Raw genomic sequence first — 18574 nt, 5'->3', positions numbered from 1 at the left:
AGTCCTCATGAGGGTGGGAGTCCTCATGAAGAGGGGGACACCGTTTCCGGTGTCCCCCTCGTCGGCTAGTCGCGGGCCGCGGTCAGGAATTCGGCGTGTTCCTGGAGCGAGCGGACGCCGACGTCGCCGTGGTTGAGCGCGTCAATGCCCTGAACCGCCGCGGCCAGCGCCTGGACCGTCGTCAGACACGGCACGGAGCGGGCCACCGCCGCCGTACGGATGTCGTAGCCGTCGAGGCGGCCGCCGGTGCCGTACGGGGTGTTGACGATGAGGTCGACCTCGCCGTCGTGGATCATCTGGACGATGGTCTTCTCGCCGTTCGGGCCGGGACCGTCGGACTGCTTGCGCACGACCGTCGCGTTGATGCCGTTGCGCTTGAGGACTTCGGCCGTGCCGGAGGTGGCGAGCAGCTCGAAGCCGTGCGCGACCAGCTCACGCGCCGGGAAGATCATCGAACGCTTGTCGCGGTTGGCGACCGAGATGAACGCGCGGCCCTTGGTCGGCAGCGGACCGTAGGCGCCCGCCTGCGACTTGGCGTACGCCGTGCCGAAGACGGAGTCGATGCCCATGACCTCGCCGGTGGAGCGCATCTCCGGGCCGAGGACGGTGTCGACACCGCGACCGTGGATGTCGCGGAACCGCGACCACGGCATCACGGCCTCCTTGACGGAGATCGGCGCGTCCAGCGGCAGCTCGCCGCCGTCGCCGTTCTTCGGCAGCAGGCCCTCCTCGCGCAGCTCGGCGATGGTCGCGCCCAGCGAGATGCGGGCGGCGGCCTTCGCGAGCGGCACCGCCGTCGCCTTCGAGGTGAAGGGCACCGTGCGGGAGGCGCGCGGGTTGGCCTCGAGGACGTAGAGGATGTCGCCCGCCATCGCGAACTGGATGTTGATCAGTCCGCGGACGCCGACGCCCCGCGCGATGGCCTCCGTGGAGGCGCGCAGGCGCTTGATGTCGAAGCCGCCCAGCGTGATCGGGGGCAGCGCGCACGCGGAGTCGCCGGAGTGGATACCGGCCTCCTCGATGTGCTCCATCACGCCGCCGAGGTACAGCTCCTCGCCGTCGTAGAGGGCGTCGACGTCGATCTCGATCGCGTCGTCGAGGAAGCGGTCGACGAGCACCGGCCGGGAGGGGCTGATCTCGGTCGACTCGGCGATGTACGCGGCGAGGCGGGCCTCGTCGTAGACGATCTCCATGCCGCGCCCGCCGAGGACGTAGGACGGCCGGACGAGGACCGGGTAGCCGATCTCGTCCGCGATGGCCTTGGCCTCCTCGAAGGTGGTGGCGGTGCCGTGCTTGGGGGCCGGGAGACCGGCCTCCGCGAGCACCCGGCCGAACGCGCCGCGGTCCTCGGCGGCGTGGATCGCCTCGGGCGAGGTGCCCACGATCGGCACGCCGTTGTCCTTCAGCGCCTGCGCGAGACCCAGCGGGGTCTGGCCGCCGAGCTGGACCACGACGCCTGCGACCGGCCCGGCCTGCTGCTCGGCGTGGACGATCTCCAGCACGTCCTCGAGCGTCAGCGGCTCGAAGTACAGGCGGTCGGAGGTGTCGTAGTCCGTGGAGACCGTCTCCGGGTTGCAGTTGACCATCACCGTCTCGTACCCGGCGTCGCTGAGCGCGAAGGAGGCGTGGACGCACGAGTAGTCGAACTCGATGCCCTGGCCGATGCGGTTGGGGCCGGAGCCCAGGATGATCACCGCGGGCTTCTCGCGGGGGGCGACCTCGCTCTCCTCGTCGTAGGAGGAGTAGAAGTACGGCGTCTTCGCGGCGAACTCGGCGGCGCAGGTGTCGACCGTCTTGTACACCGGGCGTACGCCGAGCGCGTGCCGCACCTCGCGCACCACGTCCTCGCGCGAACCCCGGATCTCGGCGATCTGCTGGTCGGAGAAGCCGTGCCGCTTGGCCTCGGCGAGCAGGTCGGCGTCCAGGCGGTCGGCAGCGGCCAGTTCGTCCGCGATCTCCTTGATCAGGAAGAGCTGGTCGACGAACCACGGGTCGATCCTGGTGGACTCGAAGACCTCCTCGGGCGTGGCACCCGCGCGGATGGCCTGCATGACCGTGTTGATCCGGCCGTCGGTGGGGCGGGCGGCCTCACGCAGCAGCTCGTCCTTGTCCCCGGGGTCGCCGACGAACGTGAACTGGCTGCCCTTCTTCTCCAGCGAGCGCAGCGCCTTCTGGAACGCCTCGGTGAAGTTGCGGCCGATCGCCATGGCCTCGCCGACCGACTTCATGGTGGTGGTCAGCGTACTGTCCGCGCTCGGGAACTTCTCGAACGCGAACCGCGGCGCCTTGACGACCACATAGTCGAGGGTCGGCTCGAAGGAGGCCGGGGTCTCCTGGGTGATGTCGTTCGGGATCTCGTCGAGGGTGTAGCCGACGGCAAGCTTGGCCGCGATCTTCGCGATCGGGAAGCCGGTCGCCTTGGAGGCCAGTGCGGACGAGCGCGACACGCGCGGGTTCATCTCGATGACGATCACTCGACCGTCCTCGGGGTTCACCGCGAACTGGATGTTGCAGCCGCCGGTGTCGACGCCGACCTCGCGGATCACGGCGATGCCGACGTCCCGGAGGATCTGGTACTCGCGGTCGGTCAGGGTCATCGCCGGGGCGACGGTGATGGAGTCGCCGGTGTGCACGCCCATCGGGTCGAAGTTCTCGATGGAGCAGACGACCACGACGTTGTCGTGCTTGTCGCGCATCAGCTCCAGCTCATACTCCTTCCAGCCGAGGATGGACTCCTCCAGGAGCACCTCGGTGGTCGGGGAGAGCGCGAGACCGGTGCCCGCGATGCGGCGCAGCTCCTCCTCGTCGTGCGCGAAGCCGGAGCCGGCGCCGCCCATGGTGAAGGAGGGGCGGACGACGACCGGGTAGCCGCCCAGCTCCTCGACGCCGGCGAGGACCTCGTCCATGGAGTGGCAGATCACGGACCGGGCGGACTCGCCGTGCCCGATCTTCTTGCGGACCTCCTCCACGACCTCCTTGAACTGGTCGCGGTCCTCACCCTTGTGGATGGCCTCCACCTTGGCGCCGATCAGCTCGACGCCGTACTTCTCCAGGACGCCGTTCTCGTGCAGCGAGATCGCCGTGTTGAGCGCCGTCTGGCCGCCCAGGGTGGGCAGCAGTGCGTCGGGGCGCTCCTTGGCGATGATCTTCTCGACGAAGTCCGGGGTGATCGGCTCGACGTAGGTGGCGTCGGCGATCTCCGGGTCGGTCATGATCGTCGCCGGGTTGGAGTTGACGAGGATGACCCTGAGGCCCTCGGCCTTCAGGACCCGGCACGCCTGGGTGCCGGAGTAGTCGAACTCGGCGGCCTGGCCGATGACGATCGGGCCGGAGCCGATGACCAGGACGGACTGGATATCGGTGCGCTTAGGCACGCTGGCCCTCCATGAGCTTCACGAAGCGGTCGAACAGGTACGCGGCGTCGTGGGGACCGGCGGCCGCCTCGGGGTGGTACTGGACGCTGAAGGCCGGCTTGTCGAGGAGCTGGAGGCCCTCCACCACGTTGTCGTTGAGACAGACGTGGGAGACCTCGGCGCGGCCGTAGGGGGTGTCGGAGACCTTGTCGAGCGGGGCGTCGACGGCGAAGCCGTGGTTGTGCGCGGTGACCTCGACCTTGCCGGTCGTACGGTCCTGCACCGGCTGGTTGATGCCGCGGTGGCCGTACTTCAGCTTGTAGGTGCCGAAGCCCAGGGCGCGGCCGAGGATCTGGTTGCCGAAGCAGATGCCGAACAGCGGGGTGCCGCGCTCCAGGACGGCCTGCATGACCGAGACGGCGTGGTCGGCGGTGGCGGGGTCGCCGGGGCCGTTGGAGAAGAACACGCCGTCCGGGCTCACGGCGTAGACGTCCTCGGCGGTAGCCGTGGCGGGCAGCACGTGGACCTCGATGCCGCGCTCGGCCATGCGGTGCGGGGTCATGCCCTTGATGCCCAGGTCGACCGCCGCGACCGTGAACTTCTTCTCACCGATCGCGGGGACGACGTACGGCTCGGTGGTGGCGACCTCGGCGGAGAGGTCGGCGCCCTTCATCTGCGGCGCCTGGCGCACCTCGTCGAGCATCGTGGCCTCGTCGGGCAGCGCGTCGCCGGAGAAGATGCCGACGCGCATGGCACCGCGCTCGCGCAGGTGGCGGGTCAGGGCCCGGGTGTCGATGCCGCTGATGCCGACGACGCCCTGCGCGCGCAGTTCGTCGTCGAGCGAGCGCTTGGCCCGCCAGTTGGAGGGCTTGCGCGCGGGGTCGCGTACGACGTAGCCGGCGACCCAGATCCGCTTGGACTCGGGGTCCTCGTCGTTGACGCCGGTGTTGCCGACGTGGGGGGCGGTCATGACCACGACCTGGCGGTGGTAGGACGGGTCGGTGAGGGTCTCCTGGTAGCCGGTCATGCCGGTGGAGAACACGGCTTCGCCGAAGGTCACCCCCACGGCCCCGTAGGCGCGGCCGCGGAAGATCCGGCCGTCCTCCAGGACGAGTACGGCGGGAACCTTGTCAGCTCCCCTGGTGGAGGTCGTCATCGTGCGCCTTCCGTCTTGTGGATCATCTGGTTCAGGGTGTCGACCCAGTCGTTGTGCTCGGCCGCGCGGTCCGAGCGGAATCCCGAGTCGATCAGCTTGTCGCCGTGCGACCAGGTCACCACCAGCAGTCCGCCCTCGGTGAGGACCTTGCCGGCGATGCCCTTGTCGAGCCGGACTTCGCGCAGCCGCTCGGCCGGGACGAAGAAGTCCGTTGCTCCGGGGCGTACGACGTCCAGGCCCGCGTCCGTCAGCGTCAGCTCGACACGGCTGCGTGTGCCCAGGCCGTGGGCCACGATGCGGTCGAGCCACTGCCCGGCGGTGGTGGAGCCGTGGTAGCGGCCGCTCATCGTGAGCTTCGCCTCGCCGGGCTCCTCGGGAGCGGTCGGCAGCTCCGGCAGGTCGCTCTGCAGGGTGCCGCGCCACTTCCAGCCCTCGCGCATCAGCCAGTAGACGAGCGCGACGAACAGGGCGAGTCCGACGAGCCAGCCGATGCGGTCGGTCCAGTCGGTGACCTGGGCCGATTTCTTCTCGGCTGCGAACAGGAGTACAGGTGTCACGTGAGCTTCCCGTCGACGAGCGTGGCCTTGCCCCGCAGCCAGGTGTGCGTGACACGGCCCGGCAGCTCACGGCCCTCGTAGGGGGTGTTGCGGCTGCGCGAGGCGAAGCCCGCGGGGTCCACCTGCCCACGGTATGCCGTGTCGACGAGCGTGAGGTTGGCGGGCTCACCTGCCGAGACGGGGCGGCCGTGGCCGGTGGCCCCGCCGATCTTCGCCGGCTTGAAGGACATGCGCTCGGCGACGCCCGCCCAGTCGAGCAGACCGGTGTCGACCATCGTCTCCTGGACGACGGACAGCGCCGTCTCCAGGCCGACCATGCCCATGGCGGCGGCGGCCCACTCGCAGTCCTTGTCCTCGTGCGGATGCGGGGCGTGGTCGGTGGCGACGATGTCGATCGTGCCGTCGGCGAGCGCCTCGCGCAGCGCCAGCACGTCGCGCTCGGTGCGCAGCGGCGGGTTGACCTTGTAGATCGGGTTGTAGGTGCGCACCAGCTCGTCGGTGAGCAGCAGATGGTGCGGGGTGACCTCGGCGGTGACGTCGATGCCGCGGGACTTGGCCCACCGGACGATCTCGACGGACCCGGCGGTGGACAGGTGGCAGATGTGGACGCGGGAGCCGACGTGGTCGGCCAGGAGGACGTCGCGCGCGATGATCGACTCCTCGGCGACGGCCGGCCAGCCGCCGAGGCCCAGCTCGGCGGAGACGACGCCCTCGTTCATCTGGGCGCCCTCGGTCAGCCGCGGCTCCTGCGCGTGCTGGGCGACCACGCCGCCGAAGGCCTTCACGTACTCCAGCGCCCGGCGCATGATCACCGCGTCGTCGACGCACTTGCCGTCGTCGGAGAAGACGGTGACGCCCGCCGCCGACTCGTGCATGGCGCCCAGCTCGGCGAGCTTCTTGCCCTCCAGGCCGACCGTGACCGCGCCGATGGGCCGCACGTCGCAGTAGCCGTGCTCCCGCCCCAGCCGCCAGACCTGCTCGACGACACCGGCTGTGTCGGCGACCGGGAAGGTGTTGGCCATCGCGAACACGGCGGTGTAGCCGCCGCTCGCGGCGGCCCGCGTACCGGTCAGGACGGTCTCGGAGTCCTCGCGGCCGGGCTCGCGCAGGTGGGTGTGCAGGTCGACCAGGCCGGGGAGCAGCACCTTGCCGCCGGCCTCGACGACCTCCGCTCCCTCGGCGGACAGACCGGCGCCGATCGCCTCGACGACCTCACCGTCGATCAGCACGTCCTGCGGCTGGCCGCCGAGCACCTTCGCACCACGGATCAGGGTCCTGCTCATCGGTTCTGGTTCTCCTCGGCCGCAGAAGGGGAGTGCGCGGAGCGCTCGTTGGAAGGGTGGTGATGGGAGACGGGCGGGCGGGCGTCGGTGACGGCGGGCGCGGTCTTGGGGTCGAACACGGCGCCACCCAGCAGCAGGTACAGGACCGCCATGCGGATGGAGACGCCGTTCGCCACCTGTTCGACGGCGGTGCAGCGGTCGGAGTCGGCGACCTCGGCGGTGATCTCCATGCCGCGGACCATCGGGCCGGGGTGCATCACGATCGCGTGCTCCGGCATCTTCGCCATGCGGTCGGCGTCGAGGCCGTAGCGCCGGGAGTACTCACGCTCGGTCGGGAAGAAGGCGGCGTTCATGCGCTCCCGCTGGACGCGGAGCATCATCACCGCGTCGGACTTGGGGAGGGTGCTGTCGAGATCGAACGAGACCTCGCACGGCCAGGAGCCGACGCCGACCGGCAGCAGGGTGGGCGGGGCGACGAGCGTGACGTCGGCGCCGAGGGTGTGCAGCAGGTCGACGTTGGAACGGGCGACCCGGCTGTGCAGCACGTCACCGACGATCGTGATGCGCTTGCCGGCGAGGTCACGTCCCAGGCCGGCGTCCCGGCCGACCAGACGGCGGCGCATGGTGAAGGCGTCGAGCAGGGCCTGGGTGGGGTGCTGGTGGGTGCCGTCGCCGGCGTTGATGACGGCGGCGTCGATCCAGCCGGAGTTGGCCAGGCGGTAGGGGGCTCCGGAGGCGCCGTGCCGGATGACGACGGCGTCGACACCCATGGCCTCCAGGGTCTGGGCGGTGTCCTTCAGGGACTCCCCCTTGGACACGCTGGACCCCTTGGCGGAGAAGTTGATGACGTCCGCGGACAGACGCTTCTCGGCGGCCTCGAAGGAGATCCGGGTGCGGGTGGAGTCCTCGAAGAAGAGGTTGACGACGGTGCGGCCGCGCAGGGTCGGCAGCTTCTTGATCGGCCGGTCCGCGACCCGGGCCATCTCCTCGGCGGTGTCGAGGATCAGGACGGCGTCGTCGCGGGTGAGGTCGGCGGCCGAGATGAGATGACGCTGCATCTTTCAGGCTCCGTAAGGCGGTTCATTCGGGAGATTTGGTACAGACGGGCGCGCGTCGGTGCGCACTCGCGGGGCGTACGGCGGCTCGCCGTACGCCGGAGTGCTAGTGCTGTGCGCCGTGACCGGTCTGCTTCGCGCCGAGCAGCACGGTGTCGCGACCGTCCTCCTCGGCGAGCTGGACCTTGACCGTCTCCCGCAGCGACGTGGGGAGGTTCTTGCCGACGTAGTCGGCGCGGATCGGCAGTTCGCGGTGGCCGCGGTCGACGAGGACCGCGAGCTGGACCGCGCGGGGGCGCCCGATGTCGTTCAGGGCGTCGAGGGCGGCGCGGATCGTGCGGCCGGAGAAGAGCACGTCGTCGACGAGGACGACGAGGCGGCCGTCGATGCCGTCACCGGGGATCTCGGTGCGGGCCAGCGCACGCGGCGGCTGCATGCGCAGGTCGTCGCGGTACATGGTGATGTCGAGGGAGCCGACCGGGACCTTGCGGCCGGTGATCTCCTCGAGCTTGTCGGCGAGCCGCCGGGCGAGGAAGACCCCTCGGGTCGGAATGCCGAGGAGCACCACGTCGTCGGCGCCTTTGGCGCGCTCGACGATCTCGTGGGCGATGCGGGTCAGCACCCGCGCGATGTCAGGACCTTCGAGGACGGGCCGAGCATCGGAATGCCGCGTGTCCATACGAAAAGGACCTCCTTCTCCGCCTCACGGGACGGACCTTAAAGGACGTCGGAATTGCGCCATACACGCTACCAGCCCGCGGGCGGAGCCCGGTCACCCCCCTGGCTCATTGCGTCACCCGTCCGGCGGCCCCGCACGCCGTCTACCACGGAAGGGTCGGTCCGGACCATTCGGCTTGACGGGGAAGAGTCACGCTGCGTAACCTCACAGTGAGTCACCAGCCGCGCGGCCGAGCCGCACGTCGACACCGTGTCCGGGGAGCTATATGTCCAGCGAATACGCCAAACAGCTCGGGGCCAAGCTCCGGGCGATCCGCACCCAGCAGGGCCTTTCCCTCCACGGTGTGGAGGAGAAGTCCCAGGGACGCTGGAAGGCGGTCGTGGTCGGTTCGTACGAGCGCGGCGACCGCGCCGTCACCGTGCAGCGCCTGGCCGAGCTGGCGGATTTCTACGGGGTCCCGGTGCAGGAGCTGCTGCCCGGCACCACCCCCGGTGGAGCCGCCGAGCCGCCGCCGAAGCTGGTTCTGGACCTGGAGCGCCTGGCCAACGTGCCGGCGGAGAAGGCGGGCCCTCTCCAGCGGTACGCGGCGACGATCCAGTCGCAGCGCGGTGACTACAACGGCAAGGTGCTGTCGATCCGCCAGGACGACCTGCGCACGCTCGCGGTCATCTACGACCAGTCGCCCTCCGTCCTGACCGAGCAGCTGATCAGCTGGGGCGTCCTGGACGCGGACGCGCGCCGCGCGGTGGCCTCCCACGAGGAGAGCTGACCGCCCAGGTCCCAGCAGAAACGTGCCGCCGGGGTGGCCGGAACCGCATGACTCCGGCCACCCCGGCGGCGCTTTAGGCCAGGCAAGACCACCGACCTCGCTGAGAACGCCGGAGGGCCCGCAGCACATGCGCTGCGGGCCCTCCGGCGTTTTCGGGCGCTTCTCTTCAGCTCTCGTCACGGCGCAACGACGGCTTCAGGTCCTTCAGACGCCCGAGGAGGCCGTTGACGAACGAGGGGGACTCGTCCGTGGAGAACTCCTTGGCGAGCTGCACCATCTCGTCGAGCACGACGGCGTCCGGCGTCTCGTCGACCCAGATCAGCTCGTAGGCCCCGAGGCGCAGGATGTTGCGGTCGACCACCGGCATCCGGTCCAGCGTCCAGCCGACCGCGTACTGCGCGATCAGCTCGTCGATCCGCTTCGCGTGCTGCGCGTAGCCCTCGACCAGCTGCATGGTGTACTCGCTCACCGGCGGCTGCCGGGTGTCGGTCCGCGAGTGGCGGATCCAGTCCGCCAGGACCGTCACGACGTCGGCCCCGCGCTGGTCGCCTTCGAAGAGGATCTGGAAGGCGCGCTTACGGGCCGTGTTACGGGCAGCCACGGTTAGCTGTTCACCCGGCCGAGGTAGTCGCTCGTGCGGGTGTCGACCTTGATCTTCTCACCGGTGGTGATGAAGAGCGGGACCTGGATCTGGTGGCCGGTCTCCAGCGTGGCGGGCTTGGTGCCGCCGGTGGAGCGGTCGCCCTGGACGCCCGGCTCGGTCTCCGCGATGGTCAGCTCGACGGCGGCCGGGAGCTCGACGAAGAGCACCTCGCCCTCGTGCTGCGCGACGGTGGCGGTGAAGCCCTCGATCAGGAAGTTGGCGGCGTCACCGACGGCCTTGCGGTCGACGTGGAGCTGGTCGTAGGTCTCCAGGTCCATGAAGACGAAGTACTCGCCGTCCATGTACGAGAACTGCATGTCGCGCTTGTCGACAGTGGCCGTCTCGACCTTGACACCGGCGTTGAACGTCTTGTCGACGACCTTGCCGGAGAGCACGTTCTTGAGCTTGGTGCGCACGAAAGCGGGGCCCTTGCCGGGCTTGACGTGCTGGAACTCGACGACGGACCAGAGCTGGCCGCCTTCGAGCTTGAGCACCATGCCGTTCTTGAGGTCGTTCGTGGAAGCCACGGTTGCGGAATCTCCTGGACTGACGTACGACCCCGGGGCAGGCACCTACAGCGCCAGCAGCTCCTTGGTCGTGATGGTGAGTAGCTCGGGTCCGCCGTCCGCCTCGGGGCGTACGACGAGCGTGTCATCGATCCGGACACCGCCCCGGCCCGGGAGGTGGACCCCCGGTTCGACGGTGACCGGCACGCAAGCGTCCAGTTTACCCATGGCCGCGGGGGCCAACTGAGGGTCCTCGTCGATTTCGAGTCCCACACCGTGCCCGGTCAGCGGCGGCAGTGCCCGGCCGTACCCCGCGGAGTCCAGCACCTGACGTGCGGCCCGGTCCACGTCGCGGTACGCGGCGCCGGGGGCGAGGGCCTGGCGTCCGGCGCGCTGGGCTGCGAAGACCAGGTCGTACAGCTCGATCTGCCAGTCGGCGGGCGAGGTGCCGATGACGAAGGTGCGACCGATCTCGCAGCGGTAGCCGCGGTAGGCGGCGCCGAGACAGACGGAGAGGAAGTCGCCCTCCTCCACGCGCCGGTCGGTCGGGCGGTGGCCGCGGCGGCCGGCGTTCGGGCCGGTGGCGACGGAGGTGGCGAAGGCGGGTCCGTCGGCGCCGTGGTCGACGAGGCGACGCTCCAGCTCGAGGGCGAGATGGCGCTCGGTGCGGCCGACGAGGATCGACTCCAGCAGCTCGCTCAGGGCCTGGTCGACGATCTCCGCGCCGATCCTGAGGAGGGCGATCTCCTCCTCGTCCTTGACGACCCGCAACTGCTCGACCGCGCCACCGAGGTCCGTGAGCCGCAGCCTCGGCGCGACCGAGCGCAGGGAGCGGTGCCGGGCCACAGTGAGGTGATGCTCCTCCACCGCCAGCGACTCGGCACCCTGCGCCGCGGCCAGGTCGGCGGCGGCGACGGCGGGGTCGCCGCCGGTCACCGGCAGAACGCGCACCCGCAGCGCCTCGTCGGGCCGCCCGTCGGCGGGGTGATCGTCCGGCGGTCCGGCGCACACCAGCACGTCCTCGCCCATGCCCAGCAGCAGGACGGCGCCCTTGGGCGCGGCGCCCGCGAGATACCGGACGTTGGCGGGGCGGGAGACCAGCGCCGTCCCACCGCCACCCGCGCTGCAGCGTTCCCTGAGCCGCTCCCGGCGGGCCGCGTACACCTCTGACATGACCCGAGCCTACGAGCGGTGGCCGAATATCGCCGGTCCAGAGGGCCGGACGGGCGGCGGGGACGACGATCCGTGGACGGGGACGCCTGTTGCGCTACCGCGTCACCACTTCGGCGGGCTCGCGATGGCGCGGGCCAGGACCTCGTCCAGGACGCGGGCCGTGCCCTCCACATCGAGCTGGGAGTTGTCGATGATCGGCAGGCCGGAGCCGTACCAGCCGGCCATGCGGCCGTGGATGCGGGCGACCTCCTCGTCGGTGAGCCGGCGGTTGCCCGTACGCTCCGCGTTGCGCTCCAGGACGACCTCCAGGCCGGGCAGCAGGACGACCGGCAGCAGTCCGGGGCCCACATGCCGTTTCCAGCCACCGAGGCCCACCACCGGGCGGTCGGGGAAGACGGCGTCGTCGAGGATGCACGAGATGCCGTTGGCCAGGAAGTTGCGGGCCGCGAAGCCGCAGGTGCGGCGGGCGAGACGGTACTGCGCCTCCGAGTTCTCGTTCCACCCCGACTGCGGGTCGGCGAAGCCCGAGCGGACCCATTCTCGGACGTCGTCCAGGCTGATGTGGGCGGTGGGAACCCGGCGGTGGTCGGCCCAGTACTTGGCGACGCTGGTCTTGCCGGCGCCCGCGGGGCCGATGAGCAGCACGGCGAGCGTGGCGGACGCGGGGTCGGGCGCGCCGGCGGCGGGGGGTGCGCTCGGCACACCGACCGGGGCGCCCGGCGGGAGCCGCATCTGCCCGGTGGGGTCCGGCGGGGGCGGGACGGACGTGTGCTGCGGCGGCCGATGGGCGGGAGGTGCTGCGGGGGGCACCGGTGGCGCCGTGAAGCCCGGTGTGGGCGTGGTCCGCGATGCGGGGCCCGGATGGGCGCCAGGCTGTCCCGGCTGGTGGGCGGCCGGTGACCAGGTGGTCGCCGGGCCGTGCCCCGGCTGGTGGGGCGGCGGCAGCGGAGCTCCCACTGCGTGCTGCATCCGGTGGCCACTCCGTCTCGTGTTGGGGCTCGCAGGCGTTCGACACTGGCAGCGGGGGTGACCCCCGCTCCCTACCGAACGGTACCGTCCCCGACCGCCGTTGTGTGAACGGCCGGGAGCGCCCCGAAGTGCCCATCCCCGCAGGCGAATCGGGGCAACGGGCCCCGAGCGGAACGAGTCGCCCGCCGCCCGGGACCGACCGGATGGAGCTACTGCCCGACTTCGCGGTACGCGACTACTGCCCGACTTCGCCGTACGCGGCGAGCAGAACCGCCGGGTCGGGGCCTTCCAGCACGGTGGGCTTGGCCAGGCCGTCCAGGACGATGAAGCGCAACAGGTCGCCGCGGGACTTCTTGTCGACCTTCATCGTCTCCAGCAGCTTGGGCCACTGGTCGTAGCGGTAGTGCAGCGGCAGCCCCACCGCCTCGAGGATCGTGCGGTGCCGGTCGGCGGTCGCGTCGTCCAACCGGCCCGCCAGACGCCCGAGTTCGGCCGCGAAGTGCATGCCGACGGCGACGGCGGCGCCGTGACGCCACTTGTACCGCTCGTTCTTCTCGATCGCGTGGCCGAGCGTGTGCCCGTAGTTGAGGATCTCCCTCAGGCCCGACTCCTTCAGGTCGGAGGAGACGACCTCCGCCTTGACCCTGATGGACCGCTCGATCAGCTCCGCGGTGTGCGGCCCGGCGGGGGTGCGGGCGGCCTCGGGGTCGGCCTCGATCAGCTCCAGGATCACCGGGTCGGCGATGAAACCGGCCTTGATGACCTCGGCGAGCCCGGAGACGTAGTCGTTGACCGGCAGGGAGTCCAGCGCCGCCAGGTCGCACAGCACGCCGGCGGGCGGGTGGAAGGCGCCGACCAGGTTCTTGCCCTCGGCGGTGTTGATGCCGGTCTTGCCGCCGACCGCGGCGTCCACCATCGCCAGGACGGTGGTCGGGATGGCGATCCAGCGCACCCCGCGCAGCCAGGTCGCGGCCACGAACCCGGCCAGGTCGGTGGTCGCTCCGCCGCCGACCCCGACGATGACGTCGGTGCGGGTGAATCCGGACTGGCCCAGCGCCTTCCAGCAGTAGGCGGCGACCTCGGCGGTCTTGGCCTCCTCCGCGTTGGGTACCTGGACGGCGACGGTCTCATAGCCCTGCTCGGCCAGGTCGGCGCGCAGCGCCTCGCCCGTCTCGGCCAGCGCCTCGGGGTGGATCACCGCGACCCGCTTGGCCCTGTGCCCGATCAACCCCGCCAGCTCGCCCAGGAGTTGGCGGCCGACCAGGACCTCGTAGGGGTCGGTGCCCGCGGTGCCGGCGACCTGGATCCGCGTCACTGCCTCGCTCATGCTTCTTTCCACTCCAGTGCGTCAAGGACCGCTTGGGCGACCTCTTCGGGGCTGCGACCGTCGGTGGCCACGACGGCCGTCGCGACCTCCTCGTACAGGTGACGGCGGGCCTCCATCAGCTCCCGCCACTGCCGGCGCGGGTTGACCGCCAGCAGCGGACGGGCCGTGTTCAGTCCGGTGCGCTTGACCGCCTCCTCGACGTCCATCGAGAGGTAGACGACACGGTGCGAGGCGAGCAGCGCGCGGGTCTCGTCGTCGAGGATCGCTCCGCCACCCAGGGCGAGCACGCCGTCGTGCCCGGACAGGGCCTTGTGAACCGCCGCCTTCTCCAGAGCACGGAAGGCCGGCTCACCCTCGTCCACGAAGATGTCGGCGATGGACCGGCCCTGCTCGGCCACGATGTCCTGGTCCGTGTCCCGGTAACCGACACCCAGCCGCTCGGCGAGCAACTGCCCCACCGTGGATTTGCCGACCCCCATCGGGCCGACCAGCACGACCACAGGCACCGCACTCACCGGATCGCCAGGCTGTCGAGGTAACCCCGTACGTTGCGGCGGGTCTCGGTCACGCTGTCACCGCCGAACTTCTCCGCCACCGCGTCCGCCAGGACCAGGGCGACCATCGCCTCGGCGACGATCCCGGCCGCCGGGACCGCGCACACGTCCGAGCGCTGGTGGTGGGCCTGCGCCGGCTCACCGGTGGAGACGTCGACCGTCTGCAGCGCCCGCGGCACCGTCGCGATCGGCTTCATCGCGGCGCGGACCCGCAGCAGCTCACCCGTGGACAGACCACCCTCGGTCCCGCCGGAGCGGCCAGTGGCCCGCTTGATGCCCTCGGGGGTCGTGACGATCTCGTCGTGCGCCTTCGAGCCCGGCACGCGCGCCAGCTCGAACCCGTCACCGACCTCGACGCCCTTGATCGCCTGGATCCCCATCAGCGCGGCCGCGAGCCGCGCGTCCAGCCGCCGGTCCCAGTGCACATGCGAGCCGAGCCCCACCGGGACGCCGTACGCGAGCACCTCGACCACGCCACCGAGCGTGTCGCCGTCCTTGTGCGCCTGGTCGATCTCCGCGACCATCGCCTTCGACGTGTCCGCGTCCAGGCACCGCACCGGATCCGCGTCCAGCTTCTCGACGTCGGCGGGGGTCGGGTAGACGCCGTAGGGGGCCTTGGCGGAGGCCAGCTCCACCACATGGGAGACGATCTCGATCCCGGCCGTCTCCTTCAGGTACGACCGCGCCACCGCACCCAGCGCCACACGCGCCGCGGTCTCCCGCGCCGACGCCCGCTCCAGTACCGGGCGCGCCTCGTCGAACCCGTACTTCTGCATACCCGCCAGGTCCGCGTGCCCCGGACGCGGCCGGGTCAGCGGCGCGCTGCGGGCCAGTCCCTCAAGCACCTCGGGGTCCACCGGGTCGGCCGCCATGACCTGTTCCCACTTGGGCCACTCCGTGTTGCCGACCATGATCGCCACCGGGGAGCCCAGGCTGAGACCGTGCCGGACACCGCCCAGGAACGTGACCTCGTCGCGCTCGAACTTCATCCGCGCACCGCGTCCATAGCCCAGCCGCCGCCTCGCCAGGTGGTCCGCCACCATGTCGGTGGTGATCGGCACGCCGGCGGGAAGGCCCTCCAGCGTCGCGACAAGTGCGGGACCGTGGGACTCCCCCGCGGTCAGCCAGCGCAACCTGCTCAACGATGCTCCTCAGTGCTCGCGCCCTGGTACTGCCCTGCGTACGCGCGTCCTCGCGTACGGCGACGGCGCGACCGGGTGCGCGGCCCCTGTCCCGCCACCTCCGATCCTCCCACGTCCGGCGGCGTGACCGGCCCCGGGTCCATCAGGCGGACGGGCCGGGGGGCTTCTTCTACCGGGCCGCCAGGGCGTGCTCCCCCGCCTTGCGCATGGCGTCCAGCGGGGCCGGGGCACGGCCCGTCATCTGTTCGACCTGGAGGACGGCCTGGTGCACCAGCAGGTCGAGGCCGCTGACGACGGCACCGCCGTAGGCGGACCAACGTGCCGCGAGGGCCGTGGGCCAGGGGTCGTAGAGCACGTCGAACAGGGTCGCCGGGCGCTCCGGGACGGCGGCGGCCAGCACGTCCGTCGTCCCGGTCGGCGTGGTGGCGACGACCAGCGGCGCGCGCAGCGCCCGGTCGGCGTCCGCCCAGTCGGCGGTGCGGATGTCGACGTCGAGCCGCTCGCCCCACTGCCGCATCTCGGCGGCGCGGGCCTCGCTGCGGACGTAGGCGACCACGGGACCGGTGCAGATCCGGGCCAGCGCCGCCAGCGCGGAGGAGGCGGTGGCGCCCGCGCCGAGGATCGCGGCGGAGTCCACCTCCTCGATGCCGCGCTCCCGCAGGGCGGCGACCATGCCGGGGATATCGGTGTTGTCCCCGACGCGCCGCCCGTCCTCGGTGAACACGACGGTGTTCACCGCTTCCACCGAGGCCGCCGTGTCGCTGACCGAGTCCAGCAGCGGGATGACGGCTCGCTTGAGCGGCATGGTCAGCGACAGTCCCGCCCACTCGGGCCCGAGGTTCGCGAGGAAACCGGGCAGCGCCTGCTCGTCGACCTCGAACCGGTCGTAGGACCAGTCCTTCAGCCCCAGCTCCTGGTAGGCGGCGCGGTGCAGCACCGGGGAGAGGGAGTGGGCGATCGGGGAGCCGAGGACGGCGGCCCGGCGCCTGCCGGCGGTGCCCGTCATGAGCCTTACTGACCCTTCTTCTGCTCTTGCAGGTACTTCTCGCGGTTGCGGTTCTGCTCCTCGTTCGTCTCGGCGAAGAGCGTCTCGTTCTCGTTGATCGAGACGAAGTAGTACCAGTTCCCCTTGGCCGGGTTGAGGGCGGCCTTGATCGCCACCTCCCCGGGGTTGTCGATCGGCCCGGGCGGCAGGCCCTTGATCTTGTAAGTGTTGTACGGGTCGTCGATCTGCCGCAGAGCGTTCACGGAACCGGTGTCGAGCTTCGACTGGCCGCGCAGGTAGTTGACCGTGGAGTCGAAGTCGAGCAGGCCGTAGGTCTCGGTGTTGTTCGGCTTGAGCCGGTTGTAGACGACCGTCGCGACCTTCTCGAAGTCGTGCTTGTACTTGCCCTCGGCCTGCACGAGGCTCGCGACCGTGAGGACCTGCAGCGGATTCTGCAGGTTGAGGCTCGTGGCCTTGGCCTGGATGCCGAACTCGGCATACTTCTCCTTGGCCGTGTCGACCATCTGCTTCAGGACGTCCTCGGGCTTCATGCCCTTGGAGACCGGATAGGCGGAGGGGTAGAGGAAGCCCTCCAGCGGGTCCTTGATCTCCTTGCTGCTGTTGGCCCAGTCGGGCAGACCGAAGGTCGACCACTCCTTCTTGGCGACGTCCCGGGTGGTTCCCGGCTTGAGCTGCAGCCGCTGGTCGATCGCCGCGTAGACCTTGGTGTTGCGCCACCCCTCGGCGATGATCAGGTTGTTCTTGCTCTTCGGGCTGAGCATCAGCTGCACGGCGGCGGCCGCGGACATGTGCTTGTTCAGCGTGTATGTGCCCGCCTGGATGCTCTTGCCGTTGGGGTTCTGCTCCTGTGCCGCGACGAAGGCGTCGACGCTCTTGACGACACCGGCCTGTTTCAGCACCCGGCCGATGGTGTAACCGCCGGCTCCCTTCGGAATGGTGACCGTGACCTGTTCGCCGTCGCCCTCGCCCACGTAGTCGGGCGCCGCGCCGAAACGATTTTGGTAGAACTGGTACCCGAAATATCCGACTGTGCCGGTACCGCCGCCGAAGACCAGTACGACCACCAGGCAGGCGCATCCGTTGCGGCGCTTCTTGCCCTTGGCGGTCTTGCCGCCGCGTCCCCGCCGGTCACCGCGGCCACGCCGACCCTCCGGCTCGTCGTCGGCCTCGTCCTCGTCGTCACCGTCCGCGAAGAACGCGTGGTCGCCCTCCTGGGGGTCGGGGTCCCAGTCGGTCCTCGGTTCCGGCTCGGCGCGCCGCCGGTTCGGCGGCTCCGGCGGCGGATACGCGTCGGGCGTCTGGTAGAAGTCGGGCTGCTCGCCGCCGTAGCCACCGGGCTGGGCGCCGTAGGGGTCGGCCGGGTCGGGGGCGTACGGCACATGGGCCTGCCCGCCGCCGTCCCAGCCGCCGTTGCCGTAGTCCTGCTGCCCCTGACCGGGGTACTGCTGCTCGTGCTGTCCCTGCCGGTCCGGGTACTGCGGCTGGTTCTGCTGTCCCTGCCCGCCCGGGTACTGCTGCTCGTACTGCGCCTGCGTGTCGTACCGCTGTCCGTCCGGATGCTGTCCCGGCTGCTGGTACTGCTGCTGGTCCGCGTACTGCTGGTGGTCCTGCTGCCCCTGGTCGTGCGCGCCCTGCCGGCCGCCTCCCCAGTCGCCGTAGTGCTGCTGCGGCTGCTCCGGCTGGTGCTGGCCGCCGTAAGGGGACGGGGCGGCGTGGCCCTCATGTCCTCCCCATCCGCCGTCCCCGTACAACGGGTCCTCCGGATGCCACGGTGCGGAGCCTGGGCCCCGGCCATACTCAGTCATCGATCCCCTAGAGCCGCGAGGCTTCAGGTCGCGCGGCGCTGTGACCCGGCTCCCGTTCCGCCTCTCTCTGTGCGGTGGCTGTTCGAACACCATCGCATCGCGCGGAACGTTACCGTATCGCGATCAGATGACCACTTCGACGCCTTCGCCAGGAGATTGCCCTGACACCCGTTCGGATTCCAGCGCCTGCTGCAGGATGATGACGGCGGCCGCCTGGTCGATCACCGAGCGGCCCTTCTTGGACTTCACGCCGGAGGCGCGCAGTCCCTGACTGGCCGTCACCGTGGTCATGCGCTCGTCCACCAGTCTGACCGGAACCGGCGCGATCATGCGCGCCAACTCCTGGGCGAAACCACGGACCTTGACTGCCGCCGGACCCTCGCCCCCCTTGAGGGAGCGAGGGAGTCCGACGACGACCTCGATCGGCTCGTACTCCTCGACGAGCTGCTTCAGTCGCCGCTGGGCGGCCGGGATGTCCCGCCCCGGGACCGTTTCCACCGGGGTGGCGAGGATCCCGTCGGGGTCGCAGGAGGCGACCCCGATCCGGGCGTCACCGACGTCGATCGCGAGTCGGCGTCCTCTTCTCATCATCACGAC

17 protein-coding genes are annotated in these 18574 nt (G+C 70.7%); 1 reads left to right on the top strand and 16 read right to left on the bottom strand.

Annotated features, from left to right (window positions below; translation table 11 throughout):
* Window positions 1-65: 65 nt before the first annotated feature.
* From carB to pyrR, 6 genes are all read right to left on the bottom strand, one after another.
* On the bottom strand, window positions 66-3374 hold the full coding sequence (gene carB, locus ACZ7L1_RS23525; RefSeq protein ID WP_471439842.1) for a carbamoyl-phosphate synthase large subunit: 3309 nt from the start codon (window positions 3372-3374) through the stop codon (window positions 66-68).
* Window positions 3367-4509, bottom strand: coding sequence for a glutamine-hydrolyzing carbamoyl-phosphate synthase small subunit (gene carA, locus ACZ7L1_RS23520; RefSeq protein ID WP_471439841.1), 1143 nt, complete (start codon window positions 4507-4509; stop codon window positions 3367-3369). The genes carB and carA overlap by 8 nt, the downstream gene beginning before the upstream one ends.
* Window positions 4506-5066: a PH-like domain-containing protein gene (locus ACZ7L1_RS23515; RefSeq protein ID WP_471439839.1), complete on the bottom strand. Its 561-nt coding sequence runs from the start codon at window positions 5064-5066 to the stop codon at window positions 4506-4508. Before ACZ7L1_RS23515 ends, carA begins: the two co-directional genes overlap by 4 nt.
* On the bottom strand, window positions 5063-6349 hold the full coding sequence (locus tag ACZ7L1_RS23510; RefSeq protein ID WP_471439838.1) for a dihydroorotase: 1287 nt from the start codon (window positions 6347-6349) through the stop codon (window positions 5063-5065). Before ACZ7L1_RS23510 ends, ACZ7L1_RS23515 begins: the two co-directional genes overlap by 4 nt.
* Window positions 6346-7407 carry an aspartate carbamoyltransferase catalytic subunit gene (locus ACZ7L1_RS23505; protein WP_471439837.1) on the bottom strand — a complete coding sequence of 354 codons (1062 nt, stop codon included), beginning with the start codon at window positions 7405-7407 and terminating at the stop codon, window positions 6346-6348. Before ACZ7L1_RS23505 ends, ACZ7L1_RS23510 begins: the two co-directional genes overlap by 4 nt.
* 103 nt (window positions 7408-7510) lie before the next feature.
* A complete protein-coding gene (gene pyrR / locus ACZ7L1_RS23500) occupies window positions 7511-8083 on the bottom strand; it encodes a bifunctional pyr operon transcriptional regulator/uracil phosphoribosyltransferase PyrR (RefSeq protein WP_389001069.1) in 573 nt (190 codons plus the stop codon).
* A 265-nt stretch (window positions 8084-8348) separates the two neighbouring features.
* Between pyrR and bldD the strand changes: the two genes are divergently transcribed.
* Entirely contained in the window at window positions 8349-8852 is a 504-nt protein-coding gene (bldD, locus tag ACZ7L1_RS23495; protein ID WP_103844821.1) for a transcriptional regulator BldD, read from the top strand.
* Between the two features lie 166 nt (window positions 8853-9018).
* On the opposite strand, the gene nusB is transcribed toward bldD, so the two are convergent.
* From nusB to ruvX, 10 genes are all read right to left on the bottom strand, one after another.
* Window positions 9019-9453, bottom strand: coding sequence for a transcription antitermination factor NusB (gene nusB / locus ACZ7L1_RS23490; RefSeq protein ID WP_103844820.1), 435 nt, complete (start codon window positions 9451-9453; stop codon window positions 9019-9021).
* 2 nt (window positions 9454-9455) lie between these two features.
* Window positions 9456-10022 (bottom strand): elongation factor P, encoded by a 567-nt coding sequence (gene efp, locus ACZ7L1_RS23485; protein WP_388999383.1) that lies wholly within the window; start codon window positions 10020-10022, stop codon window positions 9456-9458.
* A 45-nt stretch (window positions 10023-10067) separates the two neighbouring features.
* Window positions 10068-11174, bottom strand: coding sequence for a M24 family metallopeptidase (locus ACZ7L1_RS23480; protein WP_471439835.1), 1107 nt, complete (start codon window positions 11172-11174; stop codon window positions 10068-10070).
* A 102-nt stretch (window positions 11175-11276) separates the two neighbouring features.
* Window positions 11277-12143, bottom strand: coding sequence for a Pro-rich N-terminal domain-containing protein (locus tag ACZ7L1_RS23475; protein ID WP_471439834.1), 867 nt, complete (start codon window positions 12141-12143; stop codon window positions 11277-11279).
* A gap of 235 nt (window positions 12144-12378) precedes the next feature.
* A complete protein-coding gene (aroB, locus tag ACZ7L1_RS23470; protein WP_471439832.1) occupies window positions 12379-13470 on the bottom strand; it encodes a 3-dehydroquinate synthase in 1092 nt (363 codons plus the stop codon).
* Window positions 13467-13985, bottom strand: a complete 519-nt coding sequence (locus ACZ7L1_RS23465) for a shikimate kinase (protein WP_453240278.1) — start codon at window positions 13983-13985, stop codon at window positions 13467-13469. The genes aroB and ACZ7L1_RS23465 overlap by 4 nt, the downstream gene beginning before the upstream one ends.
* Entirely contained in the window at window positions 13982-15166 is a 1185-nt protein-coding gene (gene aroC / locus ACZ7L1_RS23460) for a chorismate synthase (RefSeq protein ID WP_471439831.1), read from the bottom strand. The genes ACZ7L1_RS23465 and aroC overlap by 4 nt, the downstream gene beginning before the upstream one ends.
* A gap of 169 nt (window positions 15167-15335) precedes the next feature.
* Window positions 15336-16172, bottom strand: coding sequence for a shikimate dehydrogenase (locus ACZ7L1_RS23455; protein ID WP_471439829.1), 837 nt, complete (start codon window positions 16170-16172; stop codon window positions 15336-15338).
* 5 nt (window positions 16173-16177) lie between these two features.
* Window positions 16178-17977: an endolytic transglycosylase MltG gene (gene mltG, locus ACZ7L1_RS23450; RefSeq protein WP_471439827.1), complete on the bottom strand. Its 1800-nt coding sequence runs from the start codon at window positions 17975-17977 to the stop codon at window positions 16178-16180.
* A gap of 123 nt (window positions 17978-18100) precedes the next feature.
* Window positions 18101-18565 carry a Holliday junction resolvase RuvX gene (ruvX, locus tag ACZ7L1_RS23445; protein WP_471439987.1) on the bottom strand — a complete coding sequence of 155 codons (465 nt, stop codon included), beginning with the start codon at window positions 18563-18565 and terminating at the stop codon, window positions 18101-18103.
* Window positions 18566-18574: the final 9 nt, after the last annotated feature.

The organism is Streptomyces sp. NPDC107546, from assembly GCF_055639175.1.
Note: the sequence above shows the minus strand (reverse complement) of the source record. Positions and strands in the feature narration are given on the sequence as shown.

Bases quoted from the DNA above. Each gene is read 5' to 3' on its own strand.
- ruvX (WP_471439987.1), bottom strand. From the start codon at position 18,565: ATGAGAAGAGGACGCCGACTCGCGATCGACGTCGGTGACGCCCGGATC.
- ACZ7L1_RS23455 (WP_471439829.1), bottom strand. From the start codon at position 16,172: ATGACGGGCACCGCCGGCAGGCGCCGGGCCGCCGTCCTCGGCTCCCCG.
- carA (WP_471439841.1), bottom strand. From the start codon at position 4,509: ATGACGACCTCCACCAGGGGAGCTGACAAGGTTCCCGCCGTACTCGTC.
- ACZ7L1_RS23480 (WP_471439835.1), bottom strand. From the start codon at position 11,174: ATGTCAGAGGTGTACGCGGCCCGCCGGGAGCGGCTCAGGGAACGCTGC.
- bldD (WP_103844821.1), top strand. From the start codon at position 8,349: ATGTCCAGCGAATACGCCAAACAGCTCGGGGCCAAGCTCCGGGCGATC.
- ACZ7L1_RS23475 (WP_471439834.1), bottom strand. From the start codon at position 12,143: ATGCAGCACGCAGTGGGAGCTCCGCTGCCGCCGCCCCACCAGCCGGGG.
- pyrR (WP_389001069.1), bottom strand. From the start codon at position 8,083: ATGGACACGCGGCATTCCGATGCTCGGCCCGTCCTCGAAGGTCCTGAC.
- ACZ7L1_RS23505 (WP_471439837.1), bottom strand. From the start codon at position 7,407: ATGCAGCGTCATCTCATCTCGGCCGCCGACCTCACCCGCGACGACGCC.
- ACZ7L1_RS23510 (WP_471439838.1), bottom strand. From the start codon at position 6,349: ATGAGCAGGACCCTGATCCGTGGTGCGAAGGTGCTCGGCGGCCAGCCG.
- mltG (WP_471439827.1), bottom strand. From the start codon at position 17,977: ATGACTGAGTATGGCCGGGGCCCAGGCTCCGCACCGTGGCATCCGGAG.
- aroB (WP_471439832.1), bottom strand. From the start codon at position 13,470: ATGAGCGAGGCAGTGACGCGGATCCAGGTCGCCGGCACCGCGGGCACC.